General features: G+C 69.5%; 18 protein-coding genes and 1 pseudogene. 13 read left to right on the top strand and 6 right to left on the bottom strand.

Going from position 1 to position 17,289, the window contains the following annotated elements; all coding sequences use genetic code 11:
• Positions 1-180: 180 nt before the first annotated feature.
• The 3 genes from ACH4EW_RS29830 (at position 181) to ACH4EW_RS29820 (ending at position 2,077) form a co-directional block, all read left to right on the top strand.
• Positions 181-978 carry a tyrosine-protein phosphatase gene (locus ACH4EW_RS29830; RefSeq protein WP_398262232.1) on the top strand — a complete coding sequence of 266 codons (798 nt, stop codon included), beginning with the start codon at positions 181-183 and terminating at the stop codon, positions 976-978.
• A gap of 140 nt (positions 979-1,118) precedes the next feature.
• Complete coding sequence (locus tag ACH4EW_RS29825) at positions 1,119-1,523, top strand: DUF1992 domain-containing protein (RefSeq protein ID WP_398262230.1); 405 nt, start codon at positions 1,119-1,121, stop codon at positions 1,521-1,523.
• A gap of 62 nt (positions 1,524-1,585) precedes the next feature.
• Positions 1,586-2,077 (top strand): GNAT family N-acetyltransferase, encoded by a 492-nt coding sequence (locus ACH4EW_RS29820; RefSeq protein ID WP_398262227.1) that lies wholly within the window; start codon positions 1,586-1,588, stop codon positions 2,075-2,077.
• 73 nt (positions 2,078-2,150) lie between these two features.
• On the opposite strand, the gene ACH4EW_RS29815 is transcribed toward ACH4EW_RS29820, so the two are convergent.
• The 3 genes from ACH4EW_RS29815 to ACH4EW_RS29805 all read right to left on the bottom strand — a co-directional run bounded on the left by ACH4EW_RS29815 (position 2,151) and on the right by ACH4EW_RS29805 (position 4,185).
• Entirely contained in the window at positions 2,151-2,540 is a 390-nt protein-coding gene (locus ACH4EW_RS29815) for a VOC family protein (RefSeq protein ID WP_398262225.1), read from the bottom strand.
• Between the two features lie 327 nt (positions 2,541-2,867).
• Complete coding sequence (locus tag ACH4EW_RS29810; protein ID WP_398262223.1) at positions 2,868-3,695, bottom strand: VOC family protein; 828 nt, start codon at positions 3,693-3,695, stop codon at positions 2,868-2,870.
• 121 nt (positions 3,696-3,816) lie between these two features.
• Entirely contained in the window at positions 3,817-4,185 is a 369-nt protein-coding gene (locus ACH4EW_RS29805; protein WP_398262221.1) for a DUF6479 family protein, read from the bottom strand.
• Between the two features lie 320 nt (positions 4,186-4,505).
• Here ACH4EW_RS29805 and ACH4EW_RS29800 point away from each other — a divergent pair.
• The 6 genes and pseudogenes from ACH4EW_RS29800 to ACH4EW_RS29775 form a co-directional block, all read left to right on the top strand.
• A pseudogene (locus ACH4EW_RS29800) lies at positions 4,506-4,892 on the top strand (hypothetical protein); the annotation flags it as partial.
• A 169-nt stretch (positions 4,893-5,061) separates the two neighbouring features.
• On the top strand, positions 5,062-5,628 hold the full coding sequence (locus ACH4EW_RS29795; protein ID WP_398262219.1) for a 2Fe-2S iron-sulfur cluster-binding protein: 567 nt from the start codon (positions 5,062-5,064) through the stop codon (positions 5,626-5,628).
• Positions 5,625-6,611, top strand: coding sequence for an FAD binding domain-containing protein (locus ACH4EW_RS29790; protein WP_398262217.1), 987 nt, complete (start codon positions 5,625-5,627; stop codon positions 6,609-6,611). The genes ACH4EW_RS29795 and ACH4EW_RS29790 overlap by 4 nt, the downstream gene beginning before the upstream one ends.
• 43 nt (positions 6,612-6,654) lie before the next feature.
• Positions 6,655-8,754, top strand: coding sequence for a xanthine dehydrogenase family protein molybdopterin-binding subunit (locus ACH4EW_RS29785; protein WP_398262215.1), 2,100 nt, complete (start codon positions 6,655-6,657; stop codon positions 8,752-8,754).
• 174 nt (positions 8,755-8,928) lie between these two features.
• A complete protein-coding gene (locus ACH4EW_RS29780; RefSeq protein WP_398262213.1) occupies positions 8,929-9,438 on the top strand; it encodes an ATP-binding protein in 510 nt (169 codons plus the stop codon).
• Between the two features lie 184 nt (positions 9,439-9,622).
• Positions 9,623-11,047 (top strand): NADP-dependent succinic semialdehyde dehydrogenase, encoded by a 1,425-nt coding sequence (locus ACH4EW_RS29775; protein ID WP_398262211.1) that lies wholly within the window; start codon positions 9,623-9,625, stop codon positions 11,045-11,047.
• 45 nt (positions 11,048-11,092) lie between these two features.
• On the opposite strand, the gene ACH4EW_RS29770 is transcribed toward ACH4EW_RS29775, so the two are convergent.
• Both ACH4EW_RS29770 and ACH4EW_RS29765 read right to left on the bottom strand, forming a co-directional pair.
• Positions 11,093-11,416 carry a plasmid stabilization protein gene (locus tag ACH4EW_RS29770; RefSeq protein ID WP_398262209.1) on the bottom strand — a complete coding sequence of 108 codons (324 nt, stop codon included), beginning with the start codon at positions 11,414-11,416 and terminating at the stop codon, positions 11,093-11,095.
• A gap of 115 nt (positions 11,417-11,531) precedes the next feature.
• Positions 11,532-12,647, bottom strand: coding sequence for a chemotaxis protein (locus ACH4EW_RS29765; RefSeq protein ID WP_398262207.1), 1,116 nt, complete (start codon positions 12,645-12,647; stop codon positions 11,532-11,534).
• Between the two features lie 262 nt (positions 12,648-12,909).
• On the opposite strand from ACH4EW_RS29765, the gene ACH4EW_RS29760 reads away from it, so the two are divergent.
• Positions 12,910-13,398 carry a hypothetical protein gene (locus ACH4EW_RS29760; protein WP_398262236.1) on the top strand — a complete coding sequence of 163 codons (489 nt, stop codon included), beginning with the start codon at positions 12,910-12,912 and terminating at the stop codon, positions 13,396-13,398.
• Between the two features lie 89 nt (positions 13,399-13,487).
• Here the strand turns inward: ACH4EW_RS29760 and ACH4EW_RS29755 are convergent, their stop codons facing one another.
• Positions 13,488-14,312: an endonuclease I family protein gene (locus tag ACH4EW_RS29755; protein ID WP_398262205.1), complete on the bottom strand. Its 825-nt coding sequence runs from the start codon at positions 14,310-14,312 to the stop codon at positions 13,488-13,490.
• Positions 14,313-14,576: 264 nt separating this feature from the next.
• On the opposite strand from ACH4EW_RS29755, the gene ACH4EW_RS29750 reads away from it, so the two are divergent.
• The 3 genes from ACH4EW_RS29750 to ACH4EW_RS29740 all read left to right on the top strand — a co-directional run bounded on the left by ACH4EW_RS29750 (position 14,577) and on the right by ACH4EW_RS29740 (position 17,285).
• Complete coding sequence (locus ACH4EW_RS29750) at positions 14,577-14,777, top strand: hypothetical protein (protein WP_398262203.1); 201 nt, start codon at positions 14,577-14,579, stop codon at positions 14,775-14,777.
• Positions 14,778-14,846: 69 nt separating this feature from the next.
• Positions 14,847-16,004 (top strand): methyltransferase, encoded by a 1,158-nt coding sequence (locus tag ACH4EW_RS29745; RefSeq protein WP_398262201.1) that lies wholly within the window; start codon positions 14,847-14,849, stop codon positions 16,002-16,004.
• 102 nt (positions 16,005-16,106) lie between these two features.
• A complete protein-coding gene (locus ACH4EW_RS29740) occupies positions 16,107-17,285 on the top strand; it encodes an acyl-CoA dehydrogenase family protein (RefSeq protein WP_398262199.1) in 1,179 nt (392 codons plus the stop codon).
• Positions 17,286-17,289 lie beyond the last annotated feature (4 nt).

The raw sequence follows: 17,289 nt of genomic DNA, 5'->3' as shown, positions 1-17,289 counted from the left end.
AAGTCCCGGCACAGCGCGTTGAAGCAGGAAGCCCCCGGAAGGGTCACACGACCCAGGCCGGAATCCCTGGACTTTAGGCCAGGGAGCACGTCAATTTGTCGATCTCCTGGACGCGTGCGACGTTTGATCCGGCCAGGTCGAATCAATTCGGATACGTGTCGGGAGAAGGGGAAGTTCATCGTGCAAACCGCCAGGGCCGTCCCGGCATCCACCGTCATCAATCTGCGCGACCTGGGCGGCATCGCTCTGGGTCCCGACCATCGGGTCCGGCCGGGCGCGGTGCTGCGCTCCGGCCACCTCAGTGGGCTGGACGCGGTGCAGGACATGGCGGTGGCCGCGCTCGGCATCCGTACCGTCGTCGATCTGCGAACCGCCGACGAGCGTGCGTCGGCCCCCGACCGGCTGCCGCCCGGTGCGCGGCTCTTCGTCGCCGATGTGCTCGGCGACAATCCGGGCGTGGCACCCGCCCGGCTGCGCACGTTGCTTGCCGACCCGGTGGCGGCGGAGCAGTTGCTGGGGAGCGGAAAGGCCGAGGAGATGTTCGCCGAGACGTACCGGCAGATGGTGCTTTCGCCGGGTGCCGCCGCCGCATACCGGGCCTTCGTGGAGACTGCCGCCGACGACAGGGCCCGCCCGGTGCTCTTCCACTGCACGGCCGGCAAGGACCGTACCGGCTGGGCCGCCGCGCTGCTGCTGATGCTGATCGGTGCGTCACGGGATGTGGTGCGGGCCGAGTTCCTCGCGGTGAATCCGGTCGTACGGGTCGCCTACGCCCCGTACGTACAGGGCTTCCTCGATGCGGGCGGTGACCCGGAGATTGCGTCCGCGGTCACCGAGGTCCGCCCCCGCTACCTCGACATGGCGCTGGACGCCATGGACGAGAGGTGGGGCGGGCTCGACGGGTATGTGCGCGACGGCCTGAGGATTCCGGAGGCCGCGGTGGAGCGGCTGCGCAGCGGGCTCGTGGTGTCCGCCTGAGCCGAATGCCGAAACCCCGGCCCGAAGTGGCACTGCACCGATGCCCGTTGAGGGCGTGACGAAGCGGGCACAGCGGGTGCTTCTGCGGCCCTCGGTACTGTGGAAGGACCGGATTACGAATCTTCCGAGAGGGGCGTACGTTGACCGAACGCAAGCCTGCGGGCGTCAGCTTCGAATCATGGGTCGACAAGCAGATCCGCGAGTCCGAGCAGCGCGGCGACTTCTCGCAGCTGCCGGGATTCGGCAAGCCGCTCGACGGCCTTGAAGCTCCCTACGACGAGACGTGGTGGATCAAGCAGAAGATGCAGCGGGAGGGAGTGTCCGTGCTCCCGCCGACACTTGCGCTGCGCAAAGAGGCGGAGGATGTACGCGAGGCCGTGCCCGGGGCGCGGACGGAGGCTGAGGTGCGTCGCATGCTGACCGAGGTCAACGAGAAGATCCGGGCGGCCATCCGGCGACCGCCGCCGGGACCCCTGCTGAATGTCAAGCCGTTCGACATCGACGCCATCGTCGAGGAGTGGCGCGCGGCGCGTGGACCGTCCTGACGATCGGGAGTCCGCGGACCCGGAAGTGGGTGCCCCGCAGCCGGATGCGTAATACTCTCTGCATGACATCGAGCATTACGCGTCCGGGCGGCGGGGAGCGCAGCGAGACCGTACGGATCAGGCGGGCGACCGCACGGGACGCGAAGCGGCTCACCCGACTGGTCAGGACCTCCCGCGCCTACAAGGGGCCCTACGCCGCCATGGTCGCCGGATACCGGGTGGGGCCCGACTACATCGAGACCCACCAGGTCTTCGCGGGCGTCGAGCCCGGCACCGACCGGCTCCTCGGCTTCTACTCGCTGATCCTCGCCCCGCCGGAACTCGACCTCATGTTCGTCGCCGACGATGCTCAGGGGCTCGGCATCGGGCGGCTGCTCATCAGGCATCTGCGCGACGAGGCGAGGCGCGCCGGCCTGACCGGCGTCCGCATCGTCTCGCATCCGCCGGCCGAGGGCTTCTACCGCAGCGTGGGTGCCCGGCGGACCGGCACCCTTGCGGCCAACCCGCCCGCGGTGATGTGGGACAGGCCCGAACTGGTGCTGCCGATCGCCTGATCCGAAACGGAAGTGTCCGGCCGGAGAGCCCATGCACGGATTCCGGCCGAACCCCACTTTGCCGGACGTCGTGTTATGAGGTCCCGCCCTCGTACGGGCGCGTGATGATCTCCATGGCGTGACCGGCGGGATCGAGGAAGTAGATGCCTCGGCCGCCGTGGTTGTGGTTGATCTCGCCCGGATGCTTCTGATGCGGATCCGCGTAGTACGTGATCCCGAGATCCTTGATGCGGGCGTACGCCGTGTCGAACTCCGCCTCCGAGACGAGGAAGGCGTAGTGCTGCCTGGCGATCGATGCTTCGGGAGTGGTCGCGAAGTCCAGGGTGACCCCGTTCGCGGTGTCGACCGGTATGAACGGGCCCCATGCCCCGCCGACTTCCAGACCCAGTATGTTCGCCAGGAACTCGGCGGATTCTCGGTTGTCCCGGGCGTGAATGATGGTGTGATTCAGCTCGACTGACACTGTGGAATGCCTCCAACGGGCATCTCACGGGTACCTCCACGCCTCACCCGGCCGGTGACCGACGCGCGATGCCGTACTCAAGAGCCTAGGCGGGTTCGAACCGGTCGTCGAGGCCTGGTGCGCCCGGCGTCAGGTCACCGGTGGGGGAGGAGGAGAAGGCGACGTACTCGGCGTATGTGGACGGAGGCTCACGGTGAACTCGACATCCCACCTCCCCGGCGGCCCGGGCCGCCACGAGTCGCCGAGGAGCGGGCGGACCGGCTGCCCGGGTGCCGGCCCGTCCCTCGCCCGAACACGAGAAGTGACCGCTGTGCGGGGGTGGTCCGTTCAGCCGGTGTCGCCCGCAACGGGGCCCGGGACGCCCGTGACCGTGAAGAGCCCGCCGTCCGGGTCCAGCAGGGTCGCCTCGCTGCCCTGCCCCAGCGGACGCTGCTCGACCAGACTGCCGCCGTGCTGCCGTGCCGCCTCGACCGTGGCCGCCACATCGGCGACGGGGAAGTGAACCTGCCAGTGCGGGCGGACCAGCGGATCGGGTGCCGCTTCCACCGCACCGGAGCTGATCCGGGCGAGCTGACGTCCGTCGCAGTCGACGATGACCTCGTCCTTCTCGTACGACACCTCGCAGCACCCGGGCCGCCCGCTCGCCCAGTCGAGCACCCCGCCGTAGAAGATCGCCGCATCGAAGGCGTTTCTGGTGTGCAGCCGCAGCCAGGCGTGCGAGCGGTCGTCCGGCGCGGGGGGCGAGGTCTCGGGCTCGGTCCTCTCCCAGATGCCGAACACCGCACCGTCGAGGTCCGCCGCCAGCGCCCCGCGCCCCTTCCCGAGCGCCAGCGGCCCCACCGCGACCGTGCCGCTGCGCTCACGGATGCGTGAGGCCGCCGCGTCGGCGTCGGGGACGGCGAAGTACGGGGTCCAGGCCACGGCCACCCGGTAGGCGGTCGCCATCGCGCTAATGCCTGCGACCGGCACATCCCCGTGGCGTGCGACGGAGAACTCCTGCCCCAGCTTGCCCGGCCGGAAGGTCCAGCCCAGCACGGCGGCGTAGAACTCCTGCGCCGATTCCAGGTCGCGGGTCATGAGGTTGACCCAGCAGGGCGCTGCGGATCCGGTGAGCGGCGCAGGCATCGACGCCGCCCCAGGATGGCTTCCGGTCATGGTTCTTACTGCCTTCATCGGTTCTGCGGCCTGCGCGTGACGGCGGCCGCCGGAGCCCTTTCAGCCTCACCGCGGGAGGTCGCCCCCGCAACACGCGGCGCCGCGAGCCCCGACGCAGTGCTCAGTGAGGCGGCTGCTTCTCCTGGTCTCCGGGGGGCCGGTCACGCTGCTCTTCGCTGTCGCGGTGGATGGTCTCGCTTCCGTGGTCACCGAGCTCATAGGGGGAGAGGCCTCGTCCGTCGGCCGGGAAACTGTCGTCACCGTGGACATCGCGTTGCTCGATATGGCTCCGGTGGTCCGGCCGCAGTGGCTGCTCGTCGGGCCGGGGCGGAGGCAACTCCTGGGCCCGGCGCCGCTTGCCCAGCCAGACGGCACCGGTCAGCATGCCCACCAGCGCCAGTCCGACAATGCCCATCACCGCCCCGGTCGCGCCCCGCCCGGCGGCGAGGGTGAGGGCCAGCGAACTGAGGTCTCCGTTCGATACGTCCATGCCTCCCGAATACCCCGAGGCAGGAGCATCACTCGGTAATGACTATGAATTCATGTTTTAAGTGGATATGAATCCAAAAGTGTTTCGGTCCCATGAGGGCTGTCGGGGAGCTGCCCCGATGCCTGGGGCATCCACCCGAGGACGGCTTCGTGTCGCCGTCGCCCAGCAGCGGGGCGAGCCTGGAGAGGACCGCCGCGGTGCTCGCCACCGCGGGCGGGGGCCTCGCCGTGCCGGGCCGAGGAGGGCCGGCTCGGCATGGCGGGGGATACCTTGCGACAGCTCGGGGACGCACGACACAACGCCGAGCGGAAGGAGCCGCGGTGAACAGCGTCAACGGGAAGCAGACGGAGGAAAGCCACTACGACCAGGAGGTCTCGGTCGTCATCACTGGGTGCGAGAAAGACGACGCACGCATGGTCTTCGACGTTCTGCGGGCGGCATTCACCACCGACCGGGCCTCGGTCGACGTGCCGCAGAACCTTGCCGAGAAGCGCCCCACCGCATGGGTGGCGACCGTCGACGTCACCGAGGAGAGGGTGGTCTCGGGACCGGTCGTGATCGGCGCGCCCGTGAAGGTCGATGTGCAGGGCGGCTACTGGGCGGTCGAACGGCTGCGGCGGAGCCTGGCGCATGCCTTCGATGTACGGGTCGTGGGGACGGTCTCCGGAGACCAGGAGGAAGAAGTGCGCCTTCGTCTGGAGAGCCGAGAGAGCCGAGAGAGCCGAGAGAGCCAGGAGGGCCGGGGGAGCCGACAGGCCGACAGGCCGCGGCCCAGCGGCGGAGTAATGAAGCAGAAAGGCATTACATATCTGATAGAAAGCGGATAAAACGCCACCTCTGGGTGGTTGCGAACCGACCTCTGAAAGGTGCGAGCGAGTGGATCCTTCTCGCGGGCGGGACGACGGTGCGCAGCAGCCGGGAGCGACCGGCGACCGTTCCACCCTGACACTGCACATCAACGGAACCGAGCAGACCCTGACGCTCGATCACCGCACCACGGTCCTGGACGCGCTGCGCGAACACCTCGACCTCACCGGCGCGAAGAAGGGCTGTGACCACGGACAGTGCGGGGCGTGCACCGTCATCGTCGACGGGCGGCGCGCCAACAGCTGCCTGCTGCTCGCCGTAGCCCATGACGGCGCCCGCATCACCACGGTCGAGGGCCTTGCCGACGGCGACCGGCTCCACCCCGTCCAGGAAGCCTTCCTGGACCGCGACGCCCTGCAGTGCGGCTACTGCACACCTGGCCAGATCTGCTCGGCCGTCGGCATGCTCGGCGAGGCGGCGGACGGCTTCCCGTCCCACGTCACCGCACGCACCGCACCGGTGTCCACCCCGGCGCCGCTCGACACCCCCGAGATCCGAGAGCGGATGAGCGGCAACCTGTGCCGCTGCGGCGCCTACCCCCGAATCGTCGAGGCGATCGAGGACGTGGCGCTGTGAAACCCTTCGCCTACCTCCGCGCCCGGTCCACCGCCGAAGCGGTCCGTGAGAGTTCCGCCCACCCCGGCGCCGCATTCCTCGGCGGCGGCACCAACCTTGTCGACCTGATGAAGCTCGGTGTGGAAACCCCCGGTCTGCTCATCGACATCAGCCGACTGCCCCTGGACCGGGTGGCCGACACCGACGACGGCGGACTGCGCATCGGCGCGACCGTGCGCAACAGTGACCTGGCCGCCCATCCCTCGGTACGCACCCGCTACCCCGTCCTGTCGCAGGCGCTGCTGTCCGGCGCATCCGGGCAGCTCCGCAACACCGCCACAACCGGCGGGAACCTGCTGCAGCGCACCCGTTGCCTCTACTTCCAGGACACCTCCAAACCCTGCAACAAGCGGGAACCCGGCACCGGCTGCCCTGCCCTCGAAGGCGCCCACCGCGATCTCGCCGTACTGGGTCACTCCGAGCACTGCGTCGCCACACACCCGTCCGACATGGCCGTGGCTCTGTCGGCCCTCGATGCCACCGTCCAGCTGCACGGGCCGGACGGCGAACGGACCGTACCCGCAGGCGAATTCCACCGGCTGCCGGGCGACACCCCCCACCGGGACACCGAGATCCGGACGGGCGAGCTCATCACCGAAGTGGTCCTGCCGCCGTGCCCGGACGGCGCAGGGTCCGTCTACCGCAAGGCCCGCGACCGTGCCTCGTTCGCGTTCGCCCTCGCGTCCGTCGCCGCGGTACTGAGCGTTCGCGACGGCCGGATCGAGCATGCGGCGCTGGCCTTCGGCGGCCTTGCCCACCGGCCCTGGCGCGCACATACCGCAGAGGACGCGCTCCGGGGCCGACCGGCCACCGACGAGACCTTCGCACGGGCCGTGGACAGCGAACTCGCCGCGGCCCGGGCGCTGCGCGACAACGTGTTCAAGGTGGGCCTCGCCCGCAATCTGGCCGTCGACGCACTGGCCGAACTCGCCGCCGACAGCTGAGCAAACCGCAGATCCGCCGACCCGCAGACGTGAGGACCCCGTCATGAGCCAGGCCCCTCCACCGCTGGGCACCCCCGTCGCACGCCGCGAGGGCCGGGACAAGGTCACAGGCACCGCCCGATACGCAGCCGAGCACACCCCGCCGGGCTGTCTGTACGGCTGGCCCGTCCCCGCCACGATCGCCCGCGGCCGCGTCAGTGCCGTCCACACCGACGAGGCGCTGGCCCAGCCGGGCGTGCACGCCGTCCTCAGCCACGACAACGCCCCGCGGCTGAAGCAGCCCGACGACCCGATCCTCGCCGTCCTCCAGGACGACCGGGTCCCGCACCGGGGCTGGCACATCGCGCTCGTGGTGGCCGACACGCTCGACCACGCCCGTGCCGGGGCCGAGGCGCTGCGGATCGCGTACGAAACCACCGAGCACGATGTCCTCCTGTCCGAGGACCACCCCGGCCTCTACACCCCGGAGGTCGTCAACGGCAACTACCCCGCCGTCCGTGAACGCGGCGACGTCGACCGGGCCTTCGCCATGGCGCCCGTGGAGGTGGACGCCACTTACACCGTCGGCGCGCTGCACAACCACCCCATGGAGCCGCACGCCTCCACAGCGCAGTGGACGGAAGACGGGCAACTGGCCGTCCACGACTCCAGCCAGGGCTCCACCAAGGTCCGCGAAAGCCTCGCCGCCGCCTTCGGACTCCGGCCGTGGCAGGTCACCGTGGTCTCCGAGCACGTCGGCGGAGGCTTCGGCTGCAAAGGCACCCCACGCCCGCAGGCCATCCTGGCCGCCATGGCCGCGCGCCACACCGGGCACCCCGTCAAGGTCGCCCTGCCCCGACGCCAGTTGGCTGCCGTGACCGGCCACCGCGCCCCCACCGTCCAGCGCCTCCGGCTCGGTGCCGAACTCGACGGTACCCTCACCTCGGTCGCCCACGAGGTCATCACCCACACCTCCACCATCAAGGAGTTCGTGGAGCAGGCGGCCGTACCGACCCGCATCATGTACGGGTCCGCCCACAGCCGTACCACCCATCGCGTGACCGCCCTGGATGTGCCGAGCCCCTCCTGGATGCGTGCACCGGGCGAAGCCCCGGGCATGTACGCGCTGGAATCCGCCATGGACGAACTCGCCTCGGCCCTCGGCATGGACCCGGTCGAACTGCGCCTGCGCAACGATCCGGCCGACGAACCCGACTCGGGCCGCGCGTTCAGCAGCCGCGGCCTCGCTGCCTGCCTGGAGGAGGGTGCCGCACGCGTCGGCTGGTACGACCGCGATCCGCGCCCGGCGATCCGCGAAGAGGGACCGCTGCTGGTGGGCACGGGTGTCGCGTCCTCCACGTACCCTGTCTACCTCGCCGGCTCCAGGGCCTCGGCGCACGCCGCACCCGACGGCTCGTACCTCATCCAGGTCAACGCCACCGACATCGGCACCGGTGCCCGCACCGTACTCGCGCAGATCGCGGCCTCCGTACTGGACACCCCGGTGGAGAACGTCCGGATCGACATCGGCAGCAGCGAACTGCCCGACGCCCCGCTGGCCGGTGGCTCCTCGGGCACGGCCTCCTGGGGCTGGTCCGTACACAAGGCGTCCACCGCCCTCCTGCGGCAGCTCCGCGAGCGCACCGGCCCCTTTCCCGCCGAGGGACTGACGGTCTTCGCGGACACCGAGCAGGAGACCTCCGGGCCGTCCCCGTACGCACGCCATGCGTTCGGTGCGCAATTCGCCGAGGTCGCCGTCGACTCCCGTACCGGAGAAGTGCGCGTGCGCCGGATGCTCGGTGTCTTCGCCGCCGGGCACATCCTCAACCCCCGTACCGCACGTGCCCAGTTCATCGGCGGCATGACCATGGGAATCGGCATGGCGCTGACCGAGGGCAGCACCATGGACCCCGTCTTCGGCGACTTCACCGAGAGCGATCTCGCCTCCTACCATGTGCCGGTCTGCGCCGACGTACCGGAGATCGAGGTGCACTGGATCGACGAGGACGACCCGCATCTCAACCCGATGGGCAGCAAGGGCATCGGTGAGATCGGCATCGTCGGCGCCGCGGCGGCCGTCGGCAATGCCGTCCGGCACGCCACCGGCGTCCGGCTGCGCAGCCTGCCCATCACCCCCGACACATTGCTGCCGTACCTCCTGTGACCTGGGTAGGTCCCCACCGTGCGACAGGGGTGCCGGCCCTTGTGTTGCGCAACCGGCTCCGCCGGGTCACTCTGTTGAGTGACCCAGAAGTGACATCTGCTCACTCTTCGTATTCGGGGGGTCGTTGGTTCAACGGGGCGAAGTCAGTGGGCCTCGCTGTGAGGAGCCTCGACGATGACCGTTCAATTCGACCGGCACTATCTGGTCGAACTCCAGGTTTCGGCAGAGCGTGTATCGCAACTGCGGCGGATCATCGCCGCGCACCTCCGCCATTGGAGTCTCGAACTTCACATCCGGCCGGTGTGCCAGGGCGTGGAGGAGCTGCTGACCAATGTGCACCGGCATGTCGGTGACGACAACAACTGTGTCGTCGAACTCCGTTGGTCCGGGCGGCATCTCACGGTCTCCGTCGCCGACAACGGCTCCGAGATGCCGCGGCTGCTCAGCACCGGCGGTGGAGGCCTCAGCAGGGTCATGGCCCTGAGCGACAGTTGGGGCACCTGCCGTACCGCGGAAGGCAAGGTTGTCTGGTTCACCCGGTACGCGAAGGAGCCGCGCACCGGGTACCTGGTGCCGCTGCCGCCGCTGCCCGGTGGGGGCGAGTTCCGCCGCACGCCCGTCGTCGTCCCGGACCCCGCCCCCGAAACCGCGGCGGCATCCGAATCGGACCCCGCCCTCGTCTGAGACGGGCCACCAGGACCGGTACCGCCGGCTTCCGCGCCCGCAGAACACCTCACTCTCCGGCGCGGACGGCGCGCACATTGCACGCACGGCCCGCGCCGGGAGGGTGTCTGCCCGGCAGGGCCCGCGTTGCGGCACGGCGCATGGCGCTGCACGGTCGAAGAACCGAGGCAAGGAGGCCATGCTCATGTCCATCGCGACGGTCAATCCCGCGAACGGCGAGACCCTCAGAACGTTCGACGCACTGGGAGAGGCGGAGATCGAGCAGAAGCTCGACGCCGCCGACACCGCGTTCCGGCAGTACCGCACCACCGGATTCGACGAGCGGGCCCGCCTGCTGAACCTGGCCGCCGGTCTTCTGGACGAGGACGTGCAGGACATCGCGCGCACCATGACCACTGAAATGGGCAAGCCCGTCAAGGCGGCCCGAGCGGAAGCCGCCAAGTGCGTGAAGGCGATGCGCTGGTACGCGGCCCACGCCGAGGAACTCCTCGAGGACGAGCATCCGCCGCAGGCCGATGTGCAGGACTCCGGTGCCTCCAGGGCCTATGTCCACTACCGCCCGCTGGGCGCCGTCCTTGCCGTGATGCCGTGGAACTTCCCGCTCTGGCAGGTCGTGCGGTTTGCCGCCCCCGCGCTCATGGCCGGGAACGTCGGCCTGCTCAAGCACGCTTCGAACGTCCCGCAGACAGCGATGTATCTGGAGGGCCTGTTCCGCCGGGCCGGATACCCGGCGGGATGTTTCCAGACGCTGCTCGTGGGATCCGGAGCGGTCGAGTCGATCCTGCGCGACCGCCGGGTCGCCGCCGCCACCCTCACCGGCAGCGAGCCGGCCGGCCGCTCGGTCGCGTCGATCGCCGGCGACGAGGTGAAGCACACCGTGCTGGAACTGGGCGGCAGCGACCCGTATCTGGTCATGCCGTCGGCAGACGTCGCCAGGGCCGCCCGTACCGCCGTGACCGCCCGGGTGCAGAACAACGGCCAGTCCTGCATCGCCGCCAAACGGTTCATCGTGCACACGCAGGTGTACGACGAGTTCGCCGAGCGGTTCACCGTGGGCATGCGCGATCTGACGGTCGGCGACCCGCTGCAGGAATCCACCGATGTCGGACCGCTCTCCAGCGAACAGGGCCGCGCCGACCTGGAGGAGCTGGTGGACGACGCGGTACGGCAGGGCGCGAGCGTGCTGTGCGGAGGCGGCCGGCCCGAGGACCTGGGCCCCGAGCTGGAGCGGGGCTGGTTCTATGCCCCCACCGTCCTCACCGGGATCACGACCGGTATGCGCATCCACCGTGAGGAGACCTTCGGCCCCGTCGCCACGCTCTACCGCGTGGAGGGGCTGGACGAAGCCGTGGCGCTCGCCAACGACAGCCCCTTCGGCCTCAGCTCCAACGTATGGACCCGCGACGCGGACGAGGCCCGTCGTTGTGTGCGCGATCTGGAGGCGGGTGGTGTCTTCTTCAACGGTATGACGGCGTCCCATCCCGCGCTGCCCTTCGGCGGCGTGAAGCGCTCCGGCTACGGACGTGAACTCGCCGGGCACGGCATCCGCGAATTCTGCAACGCGACCACGGTCTGGTACGGCCCCGAGCCCGTCGGCGCCGCACCTTAGAACGACCGGGGCGGTGTACACCGCCCCGGTCCCTCTGACGTGGGCTCAGCGGCCGAGCGCCCGTGCCAGCTGGGCCTTCGTCATGTGCGACCGTCCGTGAACGTTCTTCTTCCTCGCCTCTTCGTAGAGCTGGTCGCGAGTCGGCCCCTCGGCTCCGCTATGGGAGCGCAGACCACCGCGCCGCGAGGACGACAGGTCCTCGATGGAGGTACGGCTCGCGGTCTTCGACTCGCCGGCGCGGGCGCGCTCCTTGTTGACCGTACGGGCCGCGATCTCCTCGGCACGCTCCTCGCTGACCCCGCGCTCCTGCGCGCTCTCCTTGATGTGTTCGTACTGCCGCTTCCGTTTGTCGTCGGATCCTTGTGGCATGGTGCGCTCACTCCTCTTCTCCCTTGGACCTGCCCCGGGTTCGATCGAGCCCCTTTTCAGTCTCCCAGCGGCCCCCGGGGCCCGCGCGCCTGCGGCCGCACGGGCCGAGGCGGTGTCAGTAGCGCAGGGCCGCCGCGATCCGTCCGTGTTCCGCGAGCGAGTCGTCCGCGAGGAAGACCACGTCGGTGCCGCTGTCCAGCGCCGCCTCGACGAGCTCGTCCACGATGTCCTCGCGGACCGCGCCGTCCATGAGGTCCGCGGCCTCACCGCTCACCGGCTGGAGGTGCTCGTCCGTCACCCGTACCGTCTGCTGGAAGTGCTCTTCCACCGCGACCAGTCCGGCACGGCCCTCCCGTACCGCGGCCCACACCTCGTCGAGACCGCCGGCGAAGGCGCGACGGCCGCGCGCTTCGTCCAGTTTGCCGTCGATCTCCGCCGCGAACCGCCGCTGCCGCTCGTCGAGCGCCGGCCGCAGCTCCTTGAGCAGGTCGGTGTGTGTCATGTCGGCCGGTACACCCTTGGTGACCCGGCCCACCGCCGACTTGGCGCCCTCGCCGACCTCGTCCAGCAGGGCGAGCGCGGGGGCGAGGCCGACCAGATACAACGGGCGAGGGTCTGTGGGCAGCGCCGCGCGCAGCTTCTCGTCCACGGTGCGCAGGAAGTTGCGCGTCTCCTCGTCGCTGAAGGTGCTCGGGGTGTCGCCGATCTGCTCCTCGCGCTGCGGGTTGGGCTCCTCCCTCGGAGCCGTCAGCGGGAACCCGCCGGTCTGCTCCTCGTGCAGGACGTCCGAGGTGCCGCTCCACAGGGCGGCGTGCTCGGCCGACACGGTCAGCACCCAGAACGGCTGGGCCTGGGCCTTCGCTGCGACCAGGTTGCGCGTCAGGTAGGTGTCGCTGAGCACCACCCGCGCGGGTGCAGTACGGGGAAGCTGCCAGATCTGGTGCTCGTCGGCGGTGACGAGGACGACCAGTGAATCCAGGGCCCGGCGAGGGTCCACCTCGGTGACCGCCCGGTCCAGCTGCTGCTTGAGAGTGGTCCGGGCCTCGCGACTGACCGCGGGATCCGCTTCCAGTCGGCTGACGGCCTCGGCCACCAGGTTGCGCAGCCGAACGGCGTCCTGGGCGTTGTCCGGAGCCCGGCGGTGCGTCGGCATGGTCAGGGACAGGGCCGGATAGGGCTTGGCCGCACGCAGTTCCTGCAACAGGTCGGCGGTCAGGGCGTCCGTATCCATCTTTCTCTCCCAGGTGCTTCGGCTGGCATCCGCTCCCGGTGAAGCGGGTGAATTCAACGAGTCAATTCATACCTTTTGATCCTAATATGGGCGAGTTCTTCGTTGTCGGTCTCAGGAGGTTCGCGCGATGTCCACGCTCAGCGTGTGGAAGTTCCAGTCGGCCGAGGGTGCGGAGAGTGTGCAGACCACGGCGACCACCCGCTTGCGACACGCCCTCGGCGGCCGCGCAGCCCGCAACCTGACCCCAGCTGTGCTGGCCGCGATGATCATCGCCGGTACCGCCGCCTGCGGCAGCTCCGGCACCTCCTCGCCGGGCACGGCCAGGACCACTCGTACGGTGTCCCCGGAACCGGCCATGACACGGTCTGCGAGCGCCAGTCCGCGTACCCAGCAGGAATTCGCGGCCTCGGCCTCCGCAGCTGCAGAGCGCAACCGGCAGCAGGCCGCCAAGCAGCTCGAAGGCGTCCAGGGACGGGGCAATGCGGTCAAGGACGTCTCGGTGACAGGGCTGCCGGTCGCGAAGTCCGAGCAGTTCCGCAGCGCCCTCGTCCGCGTCACCAACCACACGGACAAGGCCGCCTTCTATGCCGTCAAGGTGGAGTTCGTCGACTCGTCCGAGAAGGTGCTGGACTCCGTGGTGCTCGGCTTCGCGGACGTCCCGCCCGGCCGGACCGTCAGTCAGCACGCCAACAGCCGCAAGGCGGCCGGTGTCAAGACGTTCCCACGGATCGCCCAGGCCGAGCACAGCTGACGGCCGGGCCGGGGAGGGCCGACTCGCCGACTGCGTCCCATTGGCGCCGGCCGACTGAAACGGGACGGAGCCCGTGGGGGCCCGCCCGACTACCAGATGGATTCGACCCATTCCGGGTGATCGATAAACGGGTTCCGGTTGTGCTGGTACCGGTCGAATATGACGTCGTTGCGCCGCTTCTCGAAGCTGTCCGGCGGGTCCTCCTGGCTCCACGCCTTCAGTACCGAGAGGCGGCCGATGTACGGTGCGGAGCCGTTGGACACCCTGTCATTGGGTTCGAGGTCGGCGAAGCCGTCGTCGCCCTCGTAACGCACCGCCATGTAGAGGATCATGCGGGCCACATCGCCCTTGACCGCGTCGCGCGGTTCGAAGGAGTCGCTGTCGGTGTAGCTGCCCGGTGCGCCGCTGACCGCGCTGCCGCCGTTGTCGAAGTCCTTGTTGCCGCGAATGGAGTTGACGGTGACATCCTCCGGGCGCAGGTGGTGGATGTCGGTGCCGGGGCCGGTGGCGGTGCCGAAGTCGCCGTGGGACTTGGCCCAGACGTGCTCGCGGTTCCACTGACCGACCGAGCCGCCGCTTTTGCTCTTGGGCTCGGAGCGCCCGGAGTACAGGAGGATCACATTCGAGGAGTTGGCGGGGTCCTGGTCCGTGTTCTTGAGGGCGTCCCAGACCTGGCTGTAGGAGATCTTGGTCTGGCTGCTGATGATCGTGTGCAGTGCGCTCTTGAGCGCGGCTCCGGACTTGCCGAGGGCGTCCTGGTAGTACGTGTCGTCGAGAGCCCCGAGTGGTGTTGCGGCGACCGGCGAAGCCTGGGGTGTGGCGGCCGGTGCGGCGGCAGCGGTGCCGGCGAGTACCGCGAACGCGGCCAGGGTCGCCAGCAGGGGGCGCCGATAATGAAGGTGACGACGGGACATGTGGGGCGTCCTCTCCGAAATTGCGGGCACCACGAAGCCGCCACAAGGTGAAGGCGGCGCCATTTCGGTTGTGTGGTGGGCGGTCAGCGGGAGCCTTCCACACGCACCGTGACCATGGTGTGAACGCTGTGTACCCATCATGTGCAGGTCAAGTAAGGCCGACCGGCAAATGGGGCAGGGGCGGGGGAAGGGCGGGATCGGGGAGGCATCGGATGCGGCGTGCCGGGCGCGGGGCGAGAATGACCAAAAGGACGAGGAGGCGGCATGAGCGACGAGTCCGAATCCGTATCTGCAGCTCGGGGAGTGACCCCCGACAGCCTCTTGCACACCGGCGGGAGCGACAATCCGTCGGCAGAGGACCTGGTGCTCGCCTCCGGGCGGGACCTGACTCCGAAGAATCTTCAGTGGGCGGAGCGCAGGCTCGCCCGGGAAGGCCGGTCGGCGATCGACAAGACGCTGCCGTAGTCCGTAGCCCGGCGGCCGACACGGGGAGTGTGCGGGGGCTCCCCGCGGCTCGGCTAGCCTGGGTGCACAATGAACCGTTTGACGACGTCAGGGGCGGGGTACGACCTCGCCCGCTTCCCCGAGGACCGGCGCGACCCGTTCCGCGCCTGGGACGCTGCCGACGAGTATCTGCTGCGGCGGCTGGAGGGGGCCGGCGAACCGGAACCGGTCGACCTGTCGGGTGCCGTGGTCGTGGTGGGCGACCGCTGGGGCGCCCTGAGCACGGTGCTGGCCGGGCACCGCCCCGTACAGATCACCGACTCCTACCTGGCGCAGCGCGCGACCCTGGCGAATCTGGATCGCAACGGCGTGGACTCGGATGCTGTACGCCTTCTGTCGGCCAGGGATACGCCGCCGGACCGTATCGACGTCCTGCTGGTACGTGTCCCGAAGAGCCTCGCACTCCTGGAGGACCAGCTCCACCGGCTCGCGCCGGCCGTCCATCCGGGCACCGTCGTCATCGGCACCGGCATGGTCAAGGAGATCCACACCTCCACCCTCAAACTCTTCGAGCGGATCATCGGCCCGACCCGTACCTCCCTGGCGGTCAAGAAGGCCCGGCTCATCTTCTGCACCCCCGACCCCGCCCTGACCCGCACGCCGAGCCCCTGGCCCTACCGCTACGACCTGCCCGAGGGCGTCGGACCGGTCTCCGGCCGGACGGTCACCAACCATGCGGGGATCTTCTGCGCCGAGCGCCTGGACATCGGCACCCGCTTCTTCCTCGGCCATCTTCCCGCGCGCAGCGGACCCGACAGGGTCGTCGACCTCGGCTGCGGAAACGGCGTCGTCGGGCTGTCCGCCGCGCTCGCCAACCCCGAAGCGATGGTCACCTTCATCGACGAGTCGTACCAGGCGGTTGCCTCCGCCGAGGAGACCTTCCGGGCCAACACCGGCCCCGGCGCGAAGGCCGGCTTCGTCGTCGGTGACGGGCTGGCAGAGCTGCCGCCCGCCAGTGTGGACCTGGTGCTCAACAACCCGCCGTTCCACTCCCACCAGGCCACCACCGACGCAACGGCCCGCAACATGTTCCACGGGGCGCGCGCCGCACTGCGGCAGGGCGGCGAGCTGTGGGTCGTCGGCAACAGGCACCTCGGCTACCACACACAGCTGCGCCGGATCTTCGGCAACTGCACCACGGTCGCGGGCGACCCGAAGTTCGTCGTTCTGCGCGCCGTCAAGCGCTGACGCCCGCCGGAGACGTCCTGCCCCTTCCGGATTCTTGCAACACGTTCTACTGTGTGCGCCGCCGCACACGGGCGACGCGACCGCGAGACTCCTGGAGGGGCCGTGCACCTCGAATACACGCCTGAACAGCAGCAGTTGCGCGCCGAGCTGCGTACGTACTTCGCCGCACTGGTCCCCGACAACGCCTACGCGCGCTACGCCGACCCCGCATCCCAGAAGAACTTCTACCGCGAGACGATCCGGCGCCTGGGTACCGACGGCTGGCTCGGCGTCGGCTGGCCGACGGAGTACGGCGGACGCGGCCTGTCCCCGATGGAACAGTTCATCTTCTTCGACGAGGCCGCCCAGGCGGGTGTTCCACTGCCGCTGATGGCCCTCAACACCGTCGGCCCGACGATCATGCAGTTCGGCACCGACGAACAGAAGGGCTACTTCCTGCCGAAGATCCTCGCCGGTGAGATCGACTTCGCGATCGGATACAGCGAACCCGAGGCGGGCACAGACCTTGCCGCGCTCAAGACCCGGGCCGTGCGCGACGGCGACGAGTATGTCGTCAACGGGCAGAAGATCTGGACGACCAACGGCGACACCGCCGACTGGGTCTGGCTCGCCGTTCGCACCGACCCGGACGCCCCGCCCCACAAGGGCATCACCATGCTCCTCGTCCCGACGAGCGACCCCGGCTATTCCTGCACCGTCATCAACACTCTCGCCTCGCACGACACCACCGCCAGCTATTACGAGAACATCCGCGTGCCCGTCTCCCGCCGCGTCGGTGACGAGAACAAGGGCTGGCGGCTCATCACCAACCAGCTCAACCATGAACGTGTCACCCTCGCCGCCCACGGAACCATGGCCATTCGCGCTCTCCACAACGTCCACCACTGGGCGGCCGACACCCGGCTCACCGACGGCCGCCGCGTCATCGACCTCGGCTGGGTCCGCGCCCTCCTGGCCCGCACCCACACCAGGCTCGACGCCATGAAGCTCCTCAACTGGCAGATGGTGTCCGCTGTCCAGAACGGAACCCTCACCCCGCAGGACGCCTCTGCCGTCAAGGTCTATGGCTCCGAGGTACGCCGCGACGCCTACGCCTGGCTGATGGAGGTCGTCGGCTCGGCGGGACCGCTCAAGGAAGGATCGGCGGGCGCTGTACTGCACGGCGAACTCGAACGCGGATACCGGTCCGCCGTCATCTTCACCTTCGGCGGCGGCAACAATGAGATCCAGCGGGAAATCATCTCGTGGATCGGTCTGGGGATGCCGCGCGTACGACGCTGAGCGG

The organism is Streptomyces sp. NPDC018000, from assembly GCF_044328025.1.
Lineage (GTDB): Bacteria > Actinomycetota > Actinomycetes > Streptomycetales > Streptomycetaceae > Streptomyces.
This window is presented reverse-complemented; position numbering and strand designations above follow the sequence as displayed.